This window comes from Caenimonas terrae (genome assembly GCF_042655405.1).
Lineage (GTDB): Bacteria > Pseudomonadota > Gammaproteobacteria > Burkholderiales > Burkholderiaceae_C > Ramlibacter > Ramlibacter terrae_A.
Genome location: NZ_JBHSMF010000009.1, coordinates 608,381 through 625,266, shown reverse-complemented (window position 1 = coordinate 625,266; position 16,886 = coordinate 608,381). Strand labels below are relative to the sequence as shown.

The following is a 16,886-nucleotide window of genomic DNA, read 5'->3' as shown; positions in this document are numbered from 1 at the left end:
CTGCGTGGGGCCAGACTAGCAGGGCAGCAGCCGGGCCGCAACTTCGGCCACGCGCCGGCCGAAATTGCGCGCGGTCTCCAGGTCGCCGGGCAGCATGTCCGCCACCGACGCATCGGAGGGCGACTGCGCGATGGCGCCGCTGTACGAGCCCAGGAAGTTGGGGTCGTTGCGCGTCGCCGCCTTGCTGTTGCTGGGGAGCACGCCCAGCCCGACCCACAGGCCGCCGTGCTGCATCGCCAGCGTCATCATGTAGCTCAGGCTGGAGAACTTGTCGCCGTTCATGGCCGCACTGTTGGTGAAGCCGGCGAACAGCTTGTCCTTCCAGGCCTGCGCGTACCAGGGTCGGGACGACGCATCGGCGAATTTCTTGAACTGCCAGCTGACCCCGCCCATGTACGTCGGCGCGCCGAACACGATGGCGTCGGCGGCCTGCAGCAGCTCCCAGCCGCCGGCCGGCAGGTTGCCGTCGGCATCGATCGCCAGCAGCTGGCCGCCCGAGCCCTCGGCCACCGCCTGCGCCATGCGCTGCGTGTGGCCGTAGCCCGAGTGGTAGACGATGGCGACCCTGGTCACCGCGGCGTTCCCGGCTCGCTCAGGTGCGGCGCCGGCCGTCCAGGCTCCAGCCGCCGGCCCCGAAGGCTGCGAAGGCCAGCAGGCCGCCTGCAATCGCCATGTTCTTGTAGAAGTTCAGGCGCTGCGCACCCAGCTGGTCGGCCGGCACGGCCCAGTAATTGTGGAAGATGAAGCTGATCACGAAGGTGAACACGGCCAGCCCCAGGGCGGCCCAGCGCGCCTGCCAGCCGACCAGCAGCAGCAGGCCCAGGCCCAGTTCGATGGCGATGGCGATGGCGGCGCAGACTTCCGGCAGCGGCACGCCCTTGGAGGCGATGTAGCCGACGGTGCCGGCGAAGCCGGCGACCTTGCCCCAGCCGGCGGGCACGAACAGCAGCGCGATCAGGACGCGTCCGATCAATGTCATCGCGTCCTGGGCGGGGGTGGTGGGCAGGGTGTTGTTGTTCATGGAAGCTCCGTTGGTGGTTGGGAAAGGGATCAGGGGGCCAGGTCGAACACCAGCACTTCGGCGTTGCTGCCCCTGGACAGCGTCAGTGCCGCTTCGTGCTCGATGCGGGCCGCGTCGCCGGCCGCCAGCCTGCTGCCGTTGACATCGAGCTCGCCGCGCACCAGGTGCACGTAGGTCTTGCGTGCCGGGTCCAGCGGCAGCGACGCCGCCTCGGCGCCGTCGAACAGGCCGGCGAACATCCGGGCATCGGCATGGATCATGACCGACCCCTGGCTGCCGTCGGGTGACGCGACCAGCCGCAGCTTGCCGCGCTTGTCGGCTTCGGCAAAGGTCTTCTGCTCGTAGCTGGCCGGGATGCCGGTCACATTGGGCTCGATCCAGATCTGCAGGAAGTGCGTGGTCTGGTCGTCGGCGTGGTTGAACTCGCTGTGCTGCACGCCCTTGCCGGCGCTCATGCGCTGCACGTCGCCCGGCGGGATGCCCTTGACGTTGCCCAGCGTGTCCTTGTGCGCAAGCTGGCCCTCCAGCACGTAGCTGATGATCTCCATGTCGCGGTGGCCATGGGTGCCGAAGCCGGTGCCGGGGGCGATCCGGTCCTCGTTGATCACGCGCAGGTTGCCGAAGCCCATGTGCAACGGGTCGTGGTAGCCGGCGAAGGAAAAGCTGTGGAACGACTTGAGCCAGCCATGGTCGGCGTAGCCCCGGTCCTTCGATTTGCGCAAGGTCAGCATGGGGTCCCCACAAGGGCTGCGGGATGCAGCGATGGATTCAATGTAGGTGCGCTGCGCGGATTTGCCGCAGTTGCGGTTTGATGTCACCATTCGAATTCACTGAATGATGGCCGCCCTACCGTGCAAACACCCCGCGATGTCCTGACCCCGAACGCGCTCTCGCTGCTGCAGTCCGTCGCCGCCGCGGGCAGCTTCGCCGCCGCCGCCCGCCAGCTCGGGCTGGTGCCCAGCGCGGTCACCTACCGGATCCGGCAGATCGAGGACGCGCTGGACGTTCTGCTGTTCGACCGCGCCTCGCGCCAGGCGGTCCTCACCGAGGCCGGGGCCGAGCTGCTGCGCGAGGGCGGCCGCCTGCTGGAGGAGATCGACGCCGTCTCCAACCGGGTGCGGCGGGTGGCCACCGGCTGGGAGCCGCAGTTCACCATCGCCGTCGACAGCGTGGTCTCGCTGCCCACCGTGATGGACCTGGTGCAGGCCTTCTACGAACTGCAGCCGCCGACCCGCCTGCGGCTGCGCAACGAGACGCTCTCCGGCACGCTGGAGGCGCTCACCACCGGCCAGGCCGACCTGGCGCTGGGCATCCCGATCGAACCGGGCACGCTGGCCGGCCTGCAGTCGCGGCCGATGGGGGAGCTGGCCTTCGTCTACGCAGTGGCGCCGGGCCATGCACTGGCGGGCGCCAGCGAGCCGCTGACCGACGAGATGCTGAACCAGCACCGCGCCGTGGCGGCAGCGGACTCCGCGCAGCGCGGCACCGGCCTGACCATCGGCCTGCTGGCCGGGCAGGACGTGTTGACCGTGCCCACCATGCATGCAAAGGTGGAGGCCCAGCTGCGCGGCCTGGGGGGCGGGTTCGTGCCGGAGCCGATGGCGCGGGCCCACGTGGAGAGCGGCCGCCTGGTGCTCAAGCAGGTGGAGCGCGCGTCGCGCACGGCACGCATGCACTACGCCTGGCGCAGTCCCAGGCTGGGGCCGGGGCGCGCCCTGCAATGGTGGCTGGGCCAGCTGGAAAGCCGCACCACTCGGGAAGCGCTGCTCAACGCGCACGACGCAATGTGGTGAGCGTGCGGTAGAGTCAGTCACAAACCTGGAACCCACCGATGCCCCCTCGCTCCACCGCCTCCGCCCCCAACAGCATCGCCGTCATCGGCGCCGGCCTCGCCGGGCTCGCTTGCGCGCGCACCCTGGCGCAAGCCGGCCGCCAGGTGACGGTCTTCGAGCAGGAAGGCCATGTCGGCGGCCGGATGGCGAGCTGCGAGACGCCCTTCGGCACCTTCGACCATGGCTCCCAGTACTTCACCGTGCGCGACGAACGCTTCGCGCAGGCGCTGGCCACCGCGCCCGGCGCCGCCAAGCCGTGGAGCGCCAATGCCGTGCGCGTGCTGGACCCGCACGGCCGGGTCGCGGAAGCGGCCCTGCCCTCGCGCGAAAAGCACTTCGTCGGCACACCGACGATGGATGCCGTGCCGCGCCAGTGGGCCCGGCCGCTGGTCGACGCTGGCGCCATCGAACTGCACACCCACGTCACCCGCATCGAGCGCGACGCGCTGGATGCGCGGCGCTGGCAGCTGCAGACCAGCGGCCCGGACGAATCGGGCCACGTCTATTCCGGCTTCGACACCGTGCTGCTGGCCCTGCCGGCGGCCCCGGCCGCGGCGCTGCTGCGCGCGTCGTCGCAGTCGGGGCTGAGCAAGGCGATGGACGGCGTGGAGGTGGCACCCTGCTGGAGCCTGATGCTCGCCTTTCCGAACGCGGTGCATCCGACGCTGGTGACCCTCGGCCCGCAGTGGAACGCCGCCCTGTCCACCCACCACCGGATCGCCTGGCTGGCGCGCGAGTCGTCCAAGCCGGGCCGCAGCACGGTGGAGCGCTGGACGGTGCAGGCCAGCCCGGCCTGGTCGCAGGAACACCTGGACGACGACGAGCTGACTGTCATCGCCAAATTGAGCAAGGCCTTCGCCGAGGTGACGGGCATCCGGGCCGAGCCGTCCTATGCGCAGGTGCACCGCTGGCGCAATGCCAAGACGCTCAAGCCGCTGGGCCGGTCGATGCTGTGGGACGGCGGCCGCCGGCTGGGCGCCTGCGGCGACTGGTGCCTGGGCCACCGGGCCGAGGACGCCTTCGTGTCCGGCCTGGAACTGGCGTTGGCCGTCGTCCGCGACTAGGAAAGCGAGGCTGTGGGGTACCTCGGCCGCTTCGCCCCATCGCCGACCGGGCCGCTGCATGCCGGCTCGCTGGTCGCGGCGCTGGCCAGCTGGCTGGATGCACGGGCGCACGGCGGCCGCTGGCTGGTGCGCATCGAGGACGTGGACACGCCGCGCTGCGTGCCCGGCGCCGACCAGGCCATCCTGCAGCAGCTCGCCGCCCTCGGCCTCGCGCCCGACGAGGCGCCGCGGTGGCAATCGCAGCGCGGCGCGCACTACCAGCAGGCACTCGACCGGCTGGTCGCGCAAGGCCTGGCCTATCCCTGTGCCTGCTCGCGCAAGGACATCGAGGACGCGCTGGCGGCGCAAGGCCAGCCGCGCGAACGCCACGGCGAACTGCGTTATCCCGGCACCTGCCGCGACGGCCTGCACGGCCGCCTTCCCCGCGCCTGGCGCCTTCGAACGACCTCGCAAGCGGTGCGCTGGCACGACCGTCGGCTGGGCCCGCAGCAGCAGGATGTGGAGGCGGCAGTTGGCGACTTCGTGCTCAAGCGCGCCGACGGACTGTGGGCCTACCAGCTCGCGGTGGTGGTGGACGACGGCGCGCAAGGCATCACCGACGTGGTCCGCGGCGAGGACCTGGCGGACAACACGGCGCGCCAGATCCTGCTGCAGCGCGCGCTCGCATTGCCCACGCCGACCTACCTGCACACGCCGCTGGTGCTGGGGCCGAACGGCGAGAAGCTGTCCAAGCAGAACGGCGCCGCGCCGCTGGACACGGCCGATCCGCTGGCTGCCCTCAATGCAGCGGCGATGACGCTGGGCCTGCCGGCGCAGCAGGCACCCGCCGCGCACGCGCTGGCGGCGTGGGTGCCGGCCTGGCACCACTCCTACAATCGGGCCGGTGACTGAACCCGATTCCAGCCGCGACGGCGGACACCAGGTGCCGCCCGGCGTCGCCCATCCGCGCGCTATCCGCACCTTCGTGCGCCGCGCCGGCCGCACCACCACCGGCCAGGCCCGCGCCTTCGAGCGGCTGGCGCCGCGCTTCGTGCTGCCCTACACCGCCCAGCCGCTGGACTTCGCGGCCGCCTTCGGCCGCACCGCCCCCACGGTGCTGGAGATCGGCTTCGGCATGGGCGAGGCGACGGCGCACATCGCGGCGCTGATGCCCGGCACCAACTTCCTGTGCTGCGAGGTGCACGAGCCGGGCGTCGGCGCCCTGCTCAAGCGCATCGGCGAGCAGGGGCTGGAGAACATCCGCATCCTGCAGCACGACGCGGTGGAGGTGCTGGCGACGATGATCCCGCCGGCCAGCCTGGCGGGCGTGCACATCTTCTTTCCGGACCCCTGGCACAAGCTGCGCCACACCAAGCGCCGGCTGGTGCAGCCGCCGCTGGTGGCGCAGCTGGCCTCGCGGCTGGCGCCGGGCGGCTACCTGCATTGCGCGACCGACTGGGAGCCGTATGCGCAGCAGATCCTGCAGGTGCTGTCGGCCGAGCCGCAACTGGCCAACAGCGCCCCGGGCTTCGCGCCCAAGCCGCACTACCGGCCGCTGACCAAGTTCGAGAACCGCGGCATCAAGCTGGGCCACGGTGTCTGGGACGTGGTGTTCCACAAGCTCCCGCCGCACCCTTAGCTGCCATGCCGGGCTGCTCCGGTGTCCATGGGCATGAACGCAAAGACCGTCGATCGGGAAGAGGCTTGCTCTTCCCGTCGACGGTCCTTTGTCGGCATGCGCGGCGTCTGGCTCCCGGGTCGAGCCCGGGATCACGCGCGTCAGGCCTTGAGCTCGCGCGCCGTGATCGTGTACTTGAAGTCGTCCGGCGAATAGGGATCGCGGCGGCCCTGCGCGTCCTCGGCGATCGGGTACATGAAGAAGTTCAGCCGCTCGCCCTTGCTGTTGGGGAGCTGCACGTCGTGGGCGTTGTTCCAGCCCACCCAGTTGCCTTCCCAGCCGCCGAACAGGGCGCGGTTGACCGGCGCCACCACCGGATCCTTGGTGGTCTTGATCCACTCGGGCGTTTCCAGCCGCATCACCTTGGCCACGTCGGCCGGGTCCATCGCCACCCAGCCGCGGCCGCCCGGCAGGAACACTTCCGAGCGGCAATGCTGCGCGCCCTTCAGGCTGGCCGGGTTGCCGCTCAGTTCCTTGTAGCCGAAGGCCGACGGCGCCACCCGCAGGCCGTAGACGTCGCGCGCCGGCACGCCGACCGAGCGCAGCATGCCGACGAAGATCGCGTTGATGTCGGCGCACTTGCCGCCCAGGTTGCCGGTCTCCAGCATGGTCTTGATGTCGCCCTCGCCGCAGCCGCGCACCTTGGGTTCGCGGTAGGTGTTGGCCACCACCCAGTCGTACACGCCCCTGACCTTCTCTTCGTCGGTGCGGGCGCCGCGGGTGGCCTCCAGCGCCTTGGTGTGGACGATGCCGTCGGTGGGCAGCATGTGGGTGGAACGGGTCCAGTACTTGCGGTCCGGCGCCGTCAGCACGTCGCTGGGGTCGCGCTGGGAGGCGCTGCGGTTGCGCGTGCGCACCGTGCTGGTCAGCTCCACCCAGGGCTGGGCCTCTGACGCCGGGAATTCGGCATACAGCATGCGCGCGCCCTCGGCGCCGTCGCCGGTCAGCCGGGCCTGGCCGTTGCTGGCGAAGCTGCTGTCCAGCGACTGCTGCCACTCGCTGTCGATCGAGGGCACCGGCAGCCAGACCTTGCTGGCGCCGCTGGGCACCAGCACCTCGACCCGGGTGGTGACCTCGAAGGTGCGCCACGGTCCGGGCTGCGGGTTGAAGCTGCGCTCCTGGGCGCGGGCCGCGAACGGCACGCCCGCTGCCGCCGCCATGGCGGCGGAGGATTGGAGGAAGTGGCGCCTGGAAAAGGATTGCATGGGAAGCCTCCGGGTGTTTGTTGAAATTGTGCCGCGCTCAGGCCAGCAGCGCATCGACCAGGCCCAGCGCCTGCGCCGCCGACCAGTCCATCTCGCCGCGCACGCGCCAGCGCGGCCGGCCGTCGCGGCCGATGCCGACCGTGGTCGGGAAGATTTTTACCGCGAAGCGCGCGGCGATCTGGCCGCCCGGGTCCAGCAGCACCGGCACCGTCATGGCGGCGTTGCGCGCGAAGCGCGTCGCGATCGCCGGCGACTCCTTGAAGTTCAGCGCCAGCACGGCCAGCTTGTCCTCGCCGTAGACGTCGACCAGCTGCTGCAGCGTCGGCATCTCCTGGCGGCAGGGCTCGCACCAGCTGGCCCAGAAATTGAGCAGCACCGCGCGGCCGCCGAGCTTGTCGAAATTCCAGCGCTGGCCCTGCAGGTCAAGCGCGTCCAGCGCCGGCAGCCGCTCGGCGCGCGGCCAGGGCTGCACCTCGCCGGCGCCGGCCGCCGCCGGCAGCAGGCAGCCGCCGGCCAGGCCCAGTGCAGTCGACAGGCAGGAACGCCGCGTCAGCCCGGGATGCATGGCGTTCAGGCCCGCTCGGCCACCCAGGCCTGCACCGATTGCAGCGCCGCGGCCAGCTTGGCCGGCTCGGTGCCGCCTGCCATCGCCAGGTCGGGCTTGCCGCCGCCCTTGCCGCCGACCTGCTGGGCCACGAAGTTCACCAGCTCACCGGCCTTGACCTTGCCCATCGCGTCGGCCGTGACGCCCGCGGCGATCTGCACCTTGTTGCCGTCCACCGCCGCCAGCACGATGGCGGCGGTCTTGAGCTTGTCCTTGAGCTTGTCCATGGTGTCGCGCAGGGTCTTGGCATCGGCCCCTTCCAGCCGCGCGGCCAGCACCTTGATGCCCTTGACCTCGACCGCCTGGGCCATCAGCTCGTCGCCCTGCGAGGAGGCCAGCTTGCCCTTGAGCTGCGCCACCTCCTTCTCCAGCGAGCGAACCTGCTCCAGCACCTGGCCGATCCGGCCCTGCAGCTCGCCCGCAGGGGTCTTGAGGGTGGCGGCCACGCTCTTGACCGTCGATTCCAGGTCCTGCAGATAGTGCAGTGCGTTGGCGCCGGTGACGGCTTCGATCCGGCGGATGCCGGCGGCGACGCCGCCTTCGCTGACGATCTTGAACAACCCGATGTCGCCGGTGCGCCCGACGTGGGTGCCGCCGCACAGCTCGCGGCTGCTGCCGATGTCCAGCACGCGCACTTCCTCGCCGTACTTCTCGCCGAACAGCATCACAGCGCCCGTCTTCTGCGCCGAGTCGATGTCCATCACGCGGGCCTGGGTGGCCGCGTTGGCCAATATCTCCTCGTTGACGCGGCGCTCGATCTCGTGAATCTCCTCGTCGCTCACCGGCTGGTTGTGGGTGAAGTCGAAGCGCGTCTTGTCGGGGTCGACCAGCGATCCCTTCTGCTGCACGTGCGTGCCCAGCACCTCGCGCAGGGCCTTGTGCATCAGGTGGGTGACGCTGTGGTTGCGCATCGTGGCCCGGCGGCGCTCCACGTCCACCTTCGCCGTGACGGTGTCGCCCACCTTGAGCGTGCCCTGGGCCTGGTTGCCGTGGTGGCCGAACACGTCGGCCTTGATCTTCTGGGTGTCGCCGACGCCGAACTCCACGCCCTCGGCCTCCAGCACGCCGCAGTCGCCGACCTGGCCGCCGCTCTCGGCATAGAAGGGCGTGGTGTCCAGCACCACCACGCCGTCGTCGCCCTGCGCCAGTTGTTGCACAGGCGTGCCGTCCTTGTACAGCGCGACCACGCGCGCCGTTTCCTGCAGCTGCTCGTAGCCGGTGAACTTGTGGCCGGCGCCGGTGTATTCCAGCGCCCGGTCCATGCGGAACTTGCCGGCCGCGCGGCCGGCGGCCTTCTGCTTTTCCATCGCCGCGTTGAAGCCGGCCTCGTCCACCGTGACGTCACGCTCGCGGCAGACGTCCTGCGTCAGGTCGAGCGGGAAACCGTAGGTGTCATGCAGCTTGAAAGCGATTTCTCCGGGCAGCACCGTGGCAGCCTGTCCCGAGCCTGTCGAAGGGCCGGCCAGCGCGGCATCGAGGATCTCCATGCCGTTGGCCAGGGTCTCGAAGAAGCGTTCCTCTTCGGCCTTGAGCACGTCGGTGATGCGCTTCTCGTCGGCGCGCAGGCGCGGATAGGCATCGCCCATCAGGCGCACCACGTCGGCCACCAGCTTGTGGAAGAACGGCGTCTTCTTGCCCAGCTTGTAGCCGTGGCGGATGGCGCGCCGCACGATCCGGCGCTGCACGTAGCCGCGGCCCTCGTTGCCCGGAATCACGCCGTCGCTCACCAGGAAGGAGGTGGCGCGGATGTGGTCGGCGATGACGCGCAGGCTCTTGTTGCCCAGGTCCTGCTCGCCGGTGGCCCTGGACGCCGCCTTGATCAGGTCGGCAAACAGGTCGATCTCGTAGTTGCTGTGCACGTGCTGCAGGATCGCCGCCAGCCGCTCCAGCCCCATGCCGGTGTCCACGCAGGGCGCCGGCAGCGGCCGGACGCTGCCGTCCTCCTGCATGTCGAACTGCATGAACACGTTGTTCCAGATCTCGATGTAGCGGTCGCCGTCGGCGTCGGGCGAGCCGGGCGGGCCGCCGGCGATCCCGGGGCCGTGGTCGTAGAAGATCTCCGAGCACGGGCCGCACGGCCCGGTGTCCGCCATCATCCAGAAATTGTCGGACTGGTACTTGGCGCCCTTGTTGTCGCCGATGCGGACCACGCGCTCGGCCGGCACGCCGATCTCCTTGGTCCAGATGTCGTAGGCCTCGTCGTCGTCGATGTACACCGTGGCCCAGAGCTTGTCGGCCGGCAGCTTGTAGACCTGCGTCAGCAGCTCCCACGCCCACTTGAGCGCGTCGCGCTTGAAGTAGTCGCCGAAGCTCCAGTTGCCCAGCATCTCGAAGAAGGTGTGGTGGCGCGCCGTGTAGCCCACGTTCTCCAGGTCGTTGTGCTTGCCGCCGGCGCGCAGGCACGCCTGCACCGAGGCCGCGCGCACGTACGGGCGCTTGTCGGTGCCCAGGAACACGTCCTTGAACTGCACCATGCCCGAGTTGGTGAACATCAGCGTCGGGTCGTTGCCCGGCACCAGCGGACTGGACGGCACCACCGTGTGGCCCTTGGACGCAAAGAAGTCGAGGAAAGTCTTGCGGATGTCGGCGACGGAAGAAGTGGGAGTGCTCATCGGGTCCTGGGGTGTGCGGCGGGAGGGCCAGGCCACGGCTCCCTGCGGGAGGCGGCGCAACCGCCCATTATAAGTTTCGGGCCTTTTCCCCCGTCGTCATCAATCACCACCACCGGGACCCCGGAGCAGGTAACAGGTCTCGGGGTTTTCTATGAATCAACGTATCCAGTACCCTGCTGCTTCGCAAGCGACCCACCACCATGCGACCGCTCGGGGTGACGGTGACGTCGGTTCGGGGATCAGGTCCAGAATTCGGCCTATAGGCGTGGGGTGGAAACACCCACACCCAATTTTGGGAAGCTGCGGTTCTACCATTGAACTACACTCGCGTCGCTGCCGACGATAGGTGCCGCCAACGGCGGCCGGCGCTCCTCAGGGCCGCACGTAGGACCAGCCTTCGGCCTGCTTCTTCATCAGTTCGCTGATGCCGGCCGGGACGTAGCCGACGGCGGTGTTCATGTCCGCCTTGGTCAGCTTCTGGCCGCGCATGGTGTTCTCGCAGGCCACCACCTTCACGCCGGCATGGGTTGCGTCGGCGACGCGGTTGGCGACGGTGGAGTCGGCCTTGAGCATGCCGATGCCGGGGCCGAAAGCCACGATCTCCACGTCGACGTTGGCTGCGCCCACGTCGTCCTGCACGTTCTTCGCGTTGTTGAGCGCCAGGTTCCACTTGCCCGGGTCGGCGTCGCTGACCTGCAGCACGATCTTGTGACGCTTGGCGCCCGCAGGCTGGGCTGCGGCAACGGCGACAAAGCCCGCCAATGCGGAGGCTGCGGCGGACTGGATGATGAGGCGTCGGTTCATGGGGTCGGTCTCCTGTCTATGGTGCCCCGTATTTCACCACGGCCGCTGGGTCCGGCCGGTCATTGCTGGATGTCGCCCAGGCACAAATACTTCAGTTCCAGGTATCCGTTCATGCGGTGGCGATCCTTCGCGGCCAAGGCCGGACTGCTTGACGCCACCGACCCGCAGAGCACGTCGCTGGTCGCATTCGAGAGCATGGTCGGCTCGAAGAACTGGCCCTGGAGCCTGTTGCCGCCGACCACCACCTGCGCGCCCTTGGCGTGGTCTGTGGGGACATCGGAACCAGTCCGCTCTACACCATCAAGGAGGTGTTCAACCCGCAGCTGGGCGTGCCGCTGGACGCGCGCCACCTGATCGGCGCGGTGTCGGTGATCTTCTGGGGCCTGATGCTTGTGGTCACGCTCAAGTCCGTGCTGCCGATCCTGCGGGCCGATAACCGCGGCGAAGGCGGGATCATGGCCCTGACCGCGCTCGCGTCCAAGCGGCCGGCAGCACGCCGGCATGGCGGCTCGCCTTGCTGATGGTCGGCGTGCTGGGCGCCTCGCCGTTCTACGGCGACAACATCATCACCCCGGCGATTTCGGTGCTGAGCGCCGTCGAAGACCTCGAAATCGTGACGCCGGCGCTCAAGCCCTATGTGCTGCCGGTGTCGCTCGCCATCCTGGCCGGCCTGTTCGCCGTGCAGCGCTTCGGCACCGGGCTGGTCGGCAAGATGTTCGGTCCGGTGATCGCGGTCTGGTTCGCCGTGCTGGCCGGCACCGGCGCGGTGGAGATCGCCAGGCAGCCGGCGATCCTGGCGGCCCTCACTCCGCTGCAGCGATCGGGTTCATGCGCGCCCAGGGCTGGCACATGCTGGTCGCGTTCGGCGCGATCGATCCGGCGCTGGTGGTGGACGCGCCGCTTTAGCGCCCGTGCGGTTTGTCACGATTGCGGACCGCTCTGCGGCTCGTCGTGCGATTGAGTGAAGACACGTTTGGAAACATCTGGCAGCATTTGGACACACTTTTTGACCGGAGCCCTTTTGGCTCTGGACCAGCCAAGCGATGCCCGGCCACGGGCCTCGAGAAGGAATGCACGCATGTTCGCGAAGATGAAGATCGGGCCCCGGCTCGCCGCCAGTTTCGCCGTTGTGCTGCTGGCGCTGGCGCTGGTCTGCGCCGTGTCCGTCGGCACCATCAGGCAAGCCGTTGCCCTCAGCCACTCGACCGCCGAGCGCAACGCCAGGACCACTGCGTTGTCGCAGGCGCAGAGCGCCGTCTGGTCCCTGCGCTGGGACGTCGCGCAGTTCATCGCGGTGACCGACATCAAGGTCCAGAAGCAGACCATCGCCAGGGGGAGCGAGACCCGCAGGCAGTTCGAACAGGCCCTCGCCGCCTACGACTCCAGGCCAGGCGCGGAACCGACCCGGGAAGAATCGGCAACCGTCGCCGAGCTGGCTGCCGCCTTCAAGCAGTACACCGACGCCCGGCTGCAGTGGTTCGACCTCTACGCCAGCGGAAAAATGGACGAGGCGACCGCGTTCCGCGCTGACACGCTGACGCCGGCCGGCGGGAAGACCGTTGCCGCCCTGAGCAAGCTGATCGAGATCCAGCAGAGGCTGGTCCGGGCCGCCGAGACCGGGGCGGTCGCCGAACTGAACCGCTCGCTGGCAGTGCTGCTGGCCGTGGCGGCAGTGACTGTGGCCCTGTTGGCTGCGCTGATGTGGCTGCTGTCCCACTCCATCACGCGGCCCCTGAATGACGCGCTGGCGTCAGTGCAATGGGTGGCCACGGGCGACCTGACGCACGAGATCGAGGTGAAGTCCGGGGACGAAGTCGGCGAGCTGCTGGCCGGGCTGCGCACCATGCAGGAGAACCTGCGCATGCTGGTCGGGGAAGTCGCCGACGGCGCCCACACCGTCGCCGACACCGGCAGCCAGATCGCGCAGGGCAATCTCGACCTGTCGCAGCGCACCGAGGAACAGGCCAGCACGCTGGAAGAAACTGCCAGCTCGATGGAGGAGCTGACCTCCACCGTCACCCAGAACGCGCACAACGCCCGCCAGGCCAGTGAGTTGGCCGTGGGCGCCTCCGAGGTCGCGCGCAAGGGCGGCGATGTCGTGGGACAGGTGGTCGCCACCATGACCGGCATCTCGGATTCGTCCAGGAAGATCGCCGACATCATCAGCGTCATCGACGGCATCGCCTTCCAGACCAACATCCTCGCACTCAACGCCGCAGTGGAAGCGGCCCGGGCGGGCGAGCAGGGGCGCGGCTTTGCGGTGGTGGCGGCCGAAGTGCGCAACCTCGCGCAGCGCAGCGCCTCCGCCGCCAAAGAAATCAAGACCCTGATTGGCGACTCGGTGAACAAGGTGGACGCCGGCACCAAGCTGGTCGATGCGGCCGGCAAGACCATGGACGAGATTGTCTCCTCGGTGACCAAGGTGAGCGGCCTGATCGCCGAGATCGCTGTCGCCAGCCAGGAGCAGAGCGGGGGCATCGGGCAGATCAACACGGCCATCACGCAGATGGACCAGGTCGTTCAGCAGAACGCATCGCTGGTGGAAGAGGCAACGGCTGCCACCGAATCGATGAAGGATCAGGCCAGCTCGCTTCTGCAGATGGTGTCGAAATTCAAGCTCAGGGGGAGCGCGGCAATTATGCAGAACTCGGCGCCGCGGACCGCTTCTGGATCGATGTCTGCGCCGATGCAGATCCGGGGCCGTGAAAAGCCAACGGGAACGTCCGCTGCGATTCCAGGGCCTGCTTGGACGACCGTTGCAGGAACTCCTCAGCTCAACGGTGCGGTTCATAACCTTGGAGTGCCCAACGGCGCTTGGAAGGAATTCTAGATAGCGAGTTCGAGGAAGTGGACGCAGCCGCGCAAGCGCCTCCGTCCAATCCTGAATTTCGGGGGAGGCGATTCTAAATCGTGCGCGATGAAGCTTGACGCCTTGCGACTGCAAGTGAACTGCGACCTGCTCGGAGATCTGGCGGCGACCGCTTTCCCAAGCCTGCCAGATATGTGTCTCTTTAGCCGGCTTCACACCACAGTAATTGGCCCACCGTCGGAAACACAGGTCGGCCCTTTCCAATACGTTCAGCAGTGCGATAATCGCCGGCGACGCGGGTGTAGTTCAATGGTAGAACGGCAGCTTCCCAAGCTTCATACGAGGGTTCGATTCCCTTCACCCGCTCCATGTCCGCACTCACACAAAGTCGTGTGGAGGGCATCGCGGTCCTTCCCCATCCCCCTCCCAGCCCAGGGGCGTGCGCCCGCATACTCAGGCACCCGAACTTGGCCCCACTCCCGACGAAGGTGGTCGGCGCTGTCCCGCTTTCCCTGCCGCGCGGTTGCGGCCCAAGCCGGGGCGGCAGGGTCGTCTGCAATCCACAGCGGCTGCGTTTCTCGGTCGACTATTTTTTGCCCGGGGTGCTTAAATGGTAAGCAGGCTTCTGGAGCCTGAAGATGGCCAGGCCAGAGGTCAGGACCGGCCGGTCGTCGACACGACGCGGACGGCTTGGCACCCTGCGCACCGCGTTGTGCTTGCGTATGGCAACAAAACGACGCCGCGGGCGCAATGTTGCACGCTGCGGGGCGACTTGGAGGGTGGCCGGACTACTTTTCGACACCGTTCAACGAAATAATCGCGTGCGACGTCCCGTTGCGGCCGCATCCGGTCGCGGGGACCATCCAGCAGCACCCATCGATGTTCGCCTCCATCTCCGTCATCACCAAGTTGAACGTGCTCGTGGGCCTCGTGTTCGTCGGCATGTCGGCAATCGCCGCCTACAGCCTTCACGCGCTGGGCGACGCAACGGCAGCCGCCGCGGTCGACCGCCAGTTGGTCACCGCGGTTTTCATTCTGCTGATCGCAGTGGTGACGGGACTCGCGATCTTCGTGCGCCTGCTGGTGCGCCAGGCGATGCTGCGGCCGATCCGCGCCGCGGCCACGCTGGTGGGGCGGGTCGCGCTGGGCGACCTCACGGGCGCGGCCGGCGTGGTCGCCCATGGAGAAACCCAGCGGCTGCTGGAAGCGCTGGAAGCAATGGTGCACGACTTGCGCTCGCTGGTCGGCGAGGTCGCCGGCAGCGCGCGGACGGTGGCCGACACCAGCGACCAGATCGCGCACGGCAACCTCGACCTGTCGCAGCGCACCGAGGAACAGGCCAGCACCCTGGCGCAGACCGCCAGCTCGATGGAGCAGCTGACCGCGACGGTCGCGCACAACGCGCAAAGCGCCCGCCAGGCCAGTCAGCTGGCCGAGGGCGCGTCGGAAGTGGCGCGCAAGGGCGGCGCGGTGGTCGGCCAGGTCGTGGCCACCATGACCGGCATCTCCGATTCCTCGCGCCGGATCGCCGACATCATCGGCGTCATCGACGGCATTGCCTTCCAGACCAACATCCTGGCGCTGAACGCGGCGGTGGAGGCGGCGCGCGCCGGCGACCAGGGCCGCGGCTTCGCGGTGGTGGCGGCCGAAGTCCGCAGCCTGGCCCAGCGCAGCGCGACCGCGGCAAAGGAGATCAAGACCCTGATCGTCGACTCCGCCGACAAGGTGGACGTGGGCACGCGGCTGGTCACCGCCGCCGGCCAGACCATGCAGGAGATCGTCAGTTCGGTCACCCAGGTCACCGACCTCATCGGAGAGATCGCGGCCGCCAGCAACGAGCAGAGCTCCGGCATCCGGCAGATCAACACCGCCGTCGCACAGATGGACCAGATGGTGCAGCAGAACGCCACGCTGGTGGAGGAGGCCACGGCCGCCACCGAATCGATGCGTGAGCAGGCCGCGGCGCTGCTGCGGATGGTGTCGAGGTTCAAGCTGGGCGAGGCGGCCGCACCGGGCCGGCGCGGCGACGGCGGCGGGCGCGACCACGAGATCGCGCCCCGCAGGGCGTGGAACAGGGTCCAGCCCGCAGCCCTGCCCCTCAGCCGGGATGTCCCTCGCCAGCTGCCAGGCGAGTGAAGCCAGCGCGGTGCCGCAATGCCCGCGCCGGCGCCGCGCCGCCCCTGGCCCATACAAGACCATGGCACAAAAGGCATCCCATCAGCACGCGCCGGGAATGGCAGCAGGCACGGAGCGGGTTCCCTTGACCCGCTCCACTCACTTCTTCGCCTGGCCGAAACTGACCAGCCGCACGTCCAGCTCGTAGCCGGCCACCGCCTCGCAGGCCCGGTTCCTGGCCGCATCGATCCATTCCACCGGGTTGCCGTAGGCGCCGCCGCCCAGGCTGGTGAGGAACACCGTGGGGCAGCCGGTCCGTTCGCGGTTGAGCACGCCGGCCAGCATCGTTGCCTCGTAGGCCGCCTCCAGCACCAGGGTCGCGAAGCGCTCCCACTTCGATGGCGGCACCGCCGTGTACGCCACCGGCAGCGCCGAACAGAAGGCCTGCGACACCCGCTGGCCGGGCGCCGGCGCCTCGGTCACCTCCACGTCCCAGTGCAGGCCGATCCGCAGCAGGCCGCGCAACGCATCGAGCTGCGCTGCCGTCATGGCCGCCATGCGGGCGTCGATCTGCGCCAACCCCTGCTCGGTGCACAGCGGATAGCCGTTGCGCATCTCCCAGAGCCGGCCGCCCTCGTTGCCCAGGGCCTGGCCCATGTCGGCCAGGCAGTCGATCTGGCGCTGCGCGTCCTGGCCGATGCCGCCGGCCACCGGGACGAAGTAGTTGCGGTAGATGGTGGCGGCGCCGGCGGCGATGGCGCAGGCCGGACCCTGCGTGCGGTCGTCCTGGTAGCGCGTGACGCCGTCTTCCGGCGTCAGCTCGGGCGTGGCCATCTCCAGCAGGTTGAACTGCGACGCCACCTGGAACAGCGCCTGGTTGTTCAGCGGCTGGCCATGCAGCCGGCGCACGTCGCCCTGCAGGCTGGACAGCTTGATCTGCGCGCCGCTGCGCCGTTCGATGTGCGCCACCCGCTGGCGCAGTTCGGCCAGGCTGGGCGTCTCCAGTTCGCCGACCCAGCAGGCGCGCGGGCTGAGGTCGGAGCGCAGCTTGCCGTCCACCACACGCAGCGCGGCCTGGGTCTGCGCGTAGCCGCGCTCTTCAAAGCCGGTGATCCGTTCGAACCAGTCCATGTGCAATTCCCGCGGCACTCGTCCGCCGCCTC

16 protein-coding genes, 1 tRNA gene and 1 pseudogene are annotated in these 16,886 nt (G+C 69.1%); 9 read left to right on the top strand and 9 right to left on the bottom strand.

Annotation, left to right across the window (positions count from 1 at the left end; all coding sequences use genetic code 11):
* Nucleotides 1–15 precede the first annotated feature (15 nt).
* From ACFPOE_RS16860 to ACFPOE_RS16850, 3 genes are read right to left on the bottom strand one after another with little or no spacing between them, the layout of a single operon-like run.
* A complete protein-coding gene (locus tag ACFPOE_RS16860) occupies nt 16–573 on the bottom strand; it encodes a flavodoxin family protein (protein ID WP_376851397.1) in 558 nt (185 codons plus the stop codon).
* A 19-nt stretch (nt 574–592) separates the two neighbouring features.
* Nucleotides 593–1,021 carry a DoxX family protein gene (locus ACFPOE_RS16855; protein ID WP_376851396.1) on the bottom strand — a complete coding sequence of 143 codons (429 nt, stop codon included), beginning with the start codon at nt 1,019–1,021 and terminating at the stop codon, nt 593–595.
* A gap of 29 nt (nt 1,022–1,050) precedes the next feature.
* Entirely contained in the window at nt 1,051–1,752 is a 702-nt protein-coding gene (locus tag ACFPOE_RS16850) for a pirin family protein (RefSeq protein WP_376851394.1), read from the bottom strand.
* 120 nt (nt 1,753–1,872) lie between these two features.
* On the opposite strand from ACFPOE_RS16850, the gene ACFPOE_RS16845 reads away from it, so the two are divergent.
* From ACFPOE_RS16845 to trmB, 4 genes are read left to right on the top strand one after another with little or no spacing between them, the layout of a single operon-like run.
* On the top strand, nt 1,873–2,814 hold the full coding sequence (locus ACFPOE_RS16845; RefSeq protein ID WP_376851393.1) for a LysR substrate-binding domain-containing protein: 942 nt from the start codon (nt 1,873–1,875) through the stop codon (nt 2,812–2,814).
* Nucleotides 2,815–2,852: 38 nt separating this feature from the next.
* Nucleotides 2,853–3,917, top strand: coding sequence for an NAD(P)/FAD-dependent oxidoreductase (locus ACFPOE_RS16840; protein ID WP_376851391.1), 1,065 nt, complete (start codon nt 2,853–2,855; stop codon nt 3,915–3,917).
* Between the two features lie 12 nt (nt 3,918–3,929).
* Nucleotides 3,930–4,808 carry a tRNA glutamyl-Q(34) synthetase GluQRS gene (gene gluQRS, locus ACFPOE_RS16835; RefSeq protein ID WP_376851389.1) on the top strand — a complete coding sequence of 293 codons (879 nt, stop codon included), beginning with the start codon at nt 3,930–3,932 and terminating at the stop codon, nt 4,806–4,808.
* The gene (gene trmB / locus ACFPOE_RS16830; RefSeq protein ID WP_376851388.1) at nt 4,801–5,535 is read left to right on the top strand and encodes a tRNA (guanosine(46)-N7)-methyltransferase TrmB; all 735 of its coding nucleotides are present in this window, start codon (nt 4,801–4,803) and stop codon (nt 5,533–5,535) included. The genes gluQRS and trmB overlap by 8 nt, the downstream gene beginning before the upstream one ends.
* A gap of 140 nt (nt 5,536–5,675) precedes the next feature.
* Here the strand turns inward: trmB and ACFPOE_RS16825 are convergent, their stop codons facing one another.
* The 5 genes and pseudogenes from ACFPOE_RS16825 to ACFPOE_RS16805 form a co-directional block, all read right to left on the bottom strand.
* On the bottom strand, nt 5,676–6,779 hold the full coding sequence (locus tag ACFPOE_RS16825) for a transglutaminase-like domain-containing protein (RefSeq protein ID WP_376851386.1): 1,104 nt from the start codon (nt 6,777–6,779) through the stop codon (nt 5,676–5,678).
* Between the two features lie 37 nt (nt 6,780–6,816).
* Nucleotides 6,817–7,344 carry a TlpA family protein disulfide reductase gene (locus tag ACFPOE_RS16820; RefSeq protein WP_376851384.1) on the bottom strand — a complete coding sequence of 176 codons (528 nt, stop codon included), beginning with the start codon at nt 7,342–7,344 and terminating at the stop codon, nt 6,817–6,819.
* Nucleotides 7,345–7,349: 5 nt separating this feature from the next.
* Nucleotides 7,350–9,995 (bottom strand): alanine--tRNA ligase, encoded by a 2,646-nt coding sequence (alaS, locus tag ACFPOE_RS16815; RefSeq protein WP_376851383.1) that lies wholly within the window; start codon nt 9,993–9,995, stop codon nt 7,350–7,352.
* 372 nt (nt 9,996–10,367) lie between these two features.
* Nucleotides 10,368–10,799, bottom strand: coding sequence for a DsrE family protein (locus ACFPOE_RS16810; RefSeq protein ID WP_376851381.1), 432 nt, complete (start codon nt 10,797–10,799; stop codon nt 10,368–10,370).
* 59 nt (nt 10,800–10,858) lie between these two features.
* Nucleotides 10,859–11,056: pseudogene (locus ACFPOE_RS16805) on the bottom strand (hypothetical protein); the annotation flags it as partial.
* 3 nt (nt 11,057–11,059) lie between these two features.
* Here ACFPOE_RS16805 and ACFPOE_RS16800 point away from each other — a divergent pair.
* The 5 genes from ACFPOE_RS16800 (at nt 11,060) to ACFPOE_RS16780 (ending at nt 15,744) form a co-directional block, all read left to right on the top strand.
* Nucleotides 11,060–11,320, top strand: coding sequence for a KUP/HAK/KT family potassium transporter (locus tag ACFPOE_RS16800; protein WP_376851379.1), 261 nt, complete (start codon nt 11,060–11,062; stop codon nt 11,318–11,320).
* Complete coding sequence (locus tag ACFPOE_RS16795) at nt 11,320–11,760, top strand: KUP/HAK/KT family potassium transporter (protein ID WP_376851377.1); 441 nt, start codon at nt 11,320–11,322, stop codon at nt 11,758–11,760. Before ACFPOE_RS16800 ends, ACFPOE_RS16795 begins: the two co-directional genes overlap by 1 nt.
* Nucleotides 11,761–11,877: 117 nt before the next feature.
* A complete protein-coding gene (locus tag ACFPOE_RS16790; protein ID WP_376851375.1) occupies nt 11,878–13,629 on the top strand; it encodes a methyl-accepting chemotaxis protein in 1,752 nt (583 codons plus the stop codon).
* A gap of 274 nt (nt 13,630–13,903) precedes the next feature.
* Nucleotides 13,904–13,977 (top strand) — tRNA-Gly (locus ACFPOE_RS16785).
* Nucleotides 13,978–14,487: 510 nt separating this feature from the next.
* Nucleotides 14,488–15,744, top strand: a complete 1,257-nt coding sequence (locus ACFPOE_RS16780) for a methyl-accepting chemotaxis protein (protein WP_376851374.1) — start codon at nt 14,488–14,490, stop codon at nt 15,742–15,744.
* 138 nt (nt 15,745–15,882) lie between these two features.
* Here ACFPOE_RS16780 and ACFPOE_RS16775 read toward each other — a convergent pair whose 3' ends face one another.
* Nucleotides 15,883–16,854: a hypothetical protein gene (locus ACFPOE_RS16775; protein ID WP_376851372.1), complete on the bottom strand. Its 972-nt coding sequence runs from the start codon at nt 16,852–16,854 to the stop codon at nt 15,883–15,885.
* Nucleotides 16,855–16,886: the final 32 nt, after the last annotated feature.

What these genes read in the sequence shown, in the direction of transcription:
- ACFPOE_RS16810 (WP_376851381.1), bottom strand. Translation starts at nt 10,799, where the DNA reads ATGAACCGACGCCTCATCATCCAGTCCGCCGCAGCCTCCGCATTGGCG.
- ACFPOE_RS16790 (WP_376851375.1), top strand. Translation starts at nt 11,878, where the DNA reads ATGTTCGCGAAGATGAAGATCGGGCCCCGGCTCGCCGCCAGTTTCGCC.
- ACFPOE_RS16855 (WP_376851396.1), bottom strand. Translation starts at nt 1,021, where the DNA reads ATGAACAACAACACCCTGCCCACCACCCCCGCCCAGGACGCGATGACA.
- ACFPOE_RS16780 (WP_376851374.1), top strand. Translation starts at nt 14,488, where the DNA reads ATGTTCGCCTCCATCTCCGTCATCACCAAGTTGAACGTGCTCGTGGGC.
- ACFPOE_RS16820 (WP_376851384.1), bottom strand. Translation starts at nt 7,344, where the DNA reads ATGCATCCCGGGCTGACGCGGCGTTCCTGCCTGTCGACTGCACTGGGC.
- alaS (WP_376851383.1), bottom strand. Translation starts at nt 9,995, where the DNA reads ATGAGCACTCCCACTTCTTCCGTCGCCGACATCCGCAAGACTTTCCTC.
- ACFPOE_RS16795 (WP_376851377.1), top strand. Translation starts at nt 11,320, where the DNA reads ATGGTCGGCGTGCTGGGCGCCTCGCCGTTCTACGGCGACAACATCATC.
- ACFPOE_RS16850 (WP_376851394.1), bottom strand. Translation starts at nt 1,752, where the DNA reads ATGCTGACCTTGCGCAAATCGAAGGACCGGGGCTACGCCGACCATGGC.
- ACFPOE_RS16840 (WP_376851391.1), top strand. Translation starts at nt 2,853, where the DNA reads ATGCCCCCTCGCTCCACCGCCTCCGCCCCCAACAGCATCGCCGTCATC.
- ACFPOE_RS16775 (WP_376851372.1), bottom strand. Translation starts at nt 16,854, where the DNA reads ATGGACTGGTTCGAACGGATCACCGGCTTTGAAGAGCGCGGCTACGCG.
- ACFPOE_RS16825 (WP_376851386.1), bottom strand. Translation starts at nt 6,779, where the DNA reads ATGCAATCCTTTTCCAGGCGCCACTTCCTCCAATCCTCCGCCGCCATG.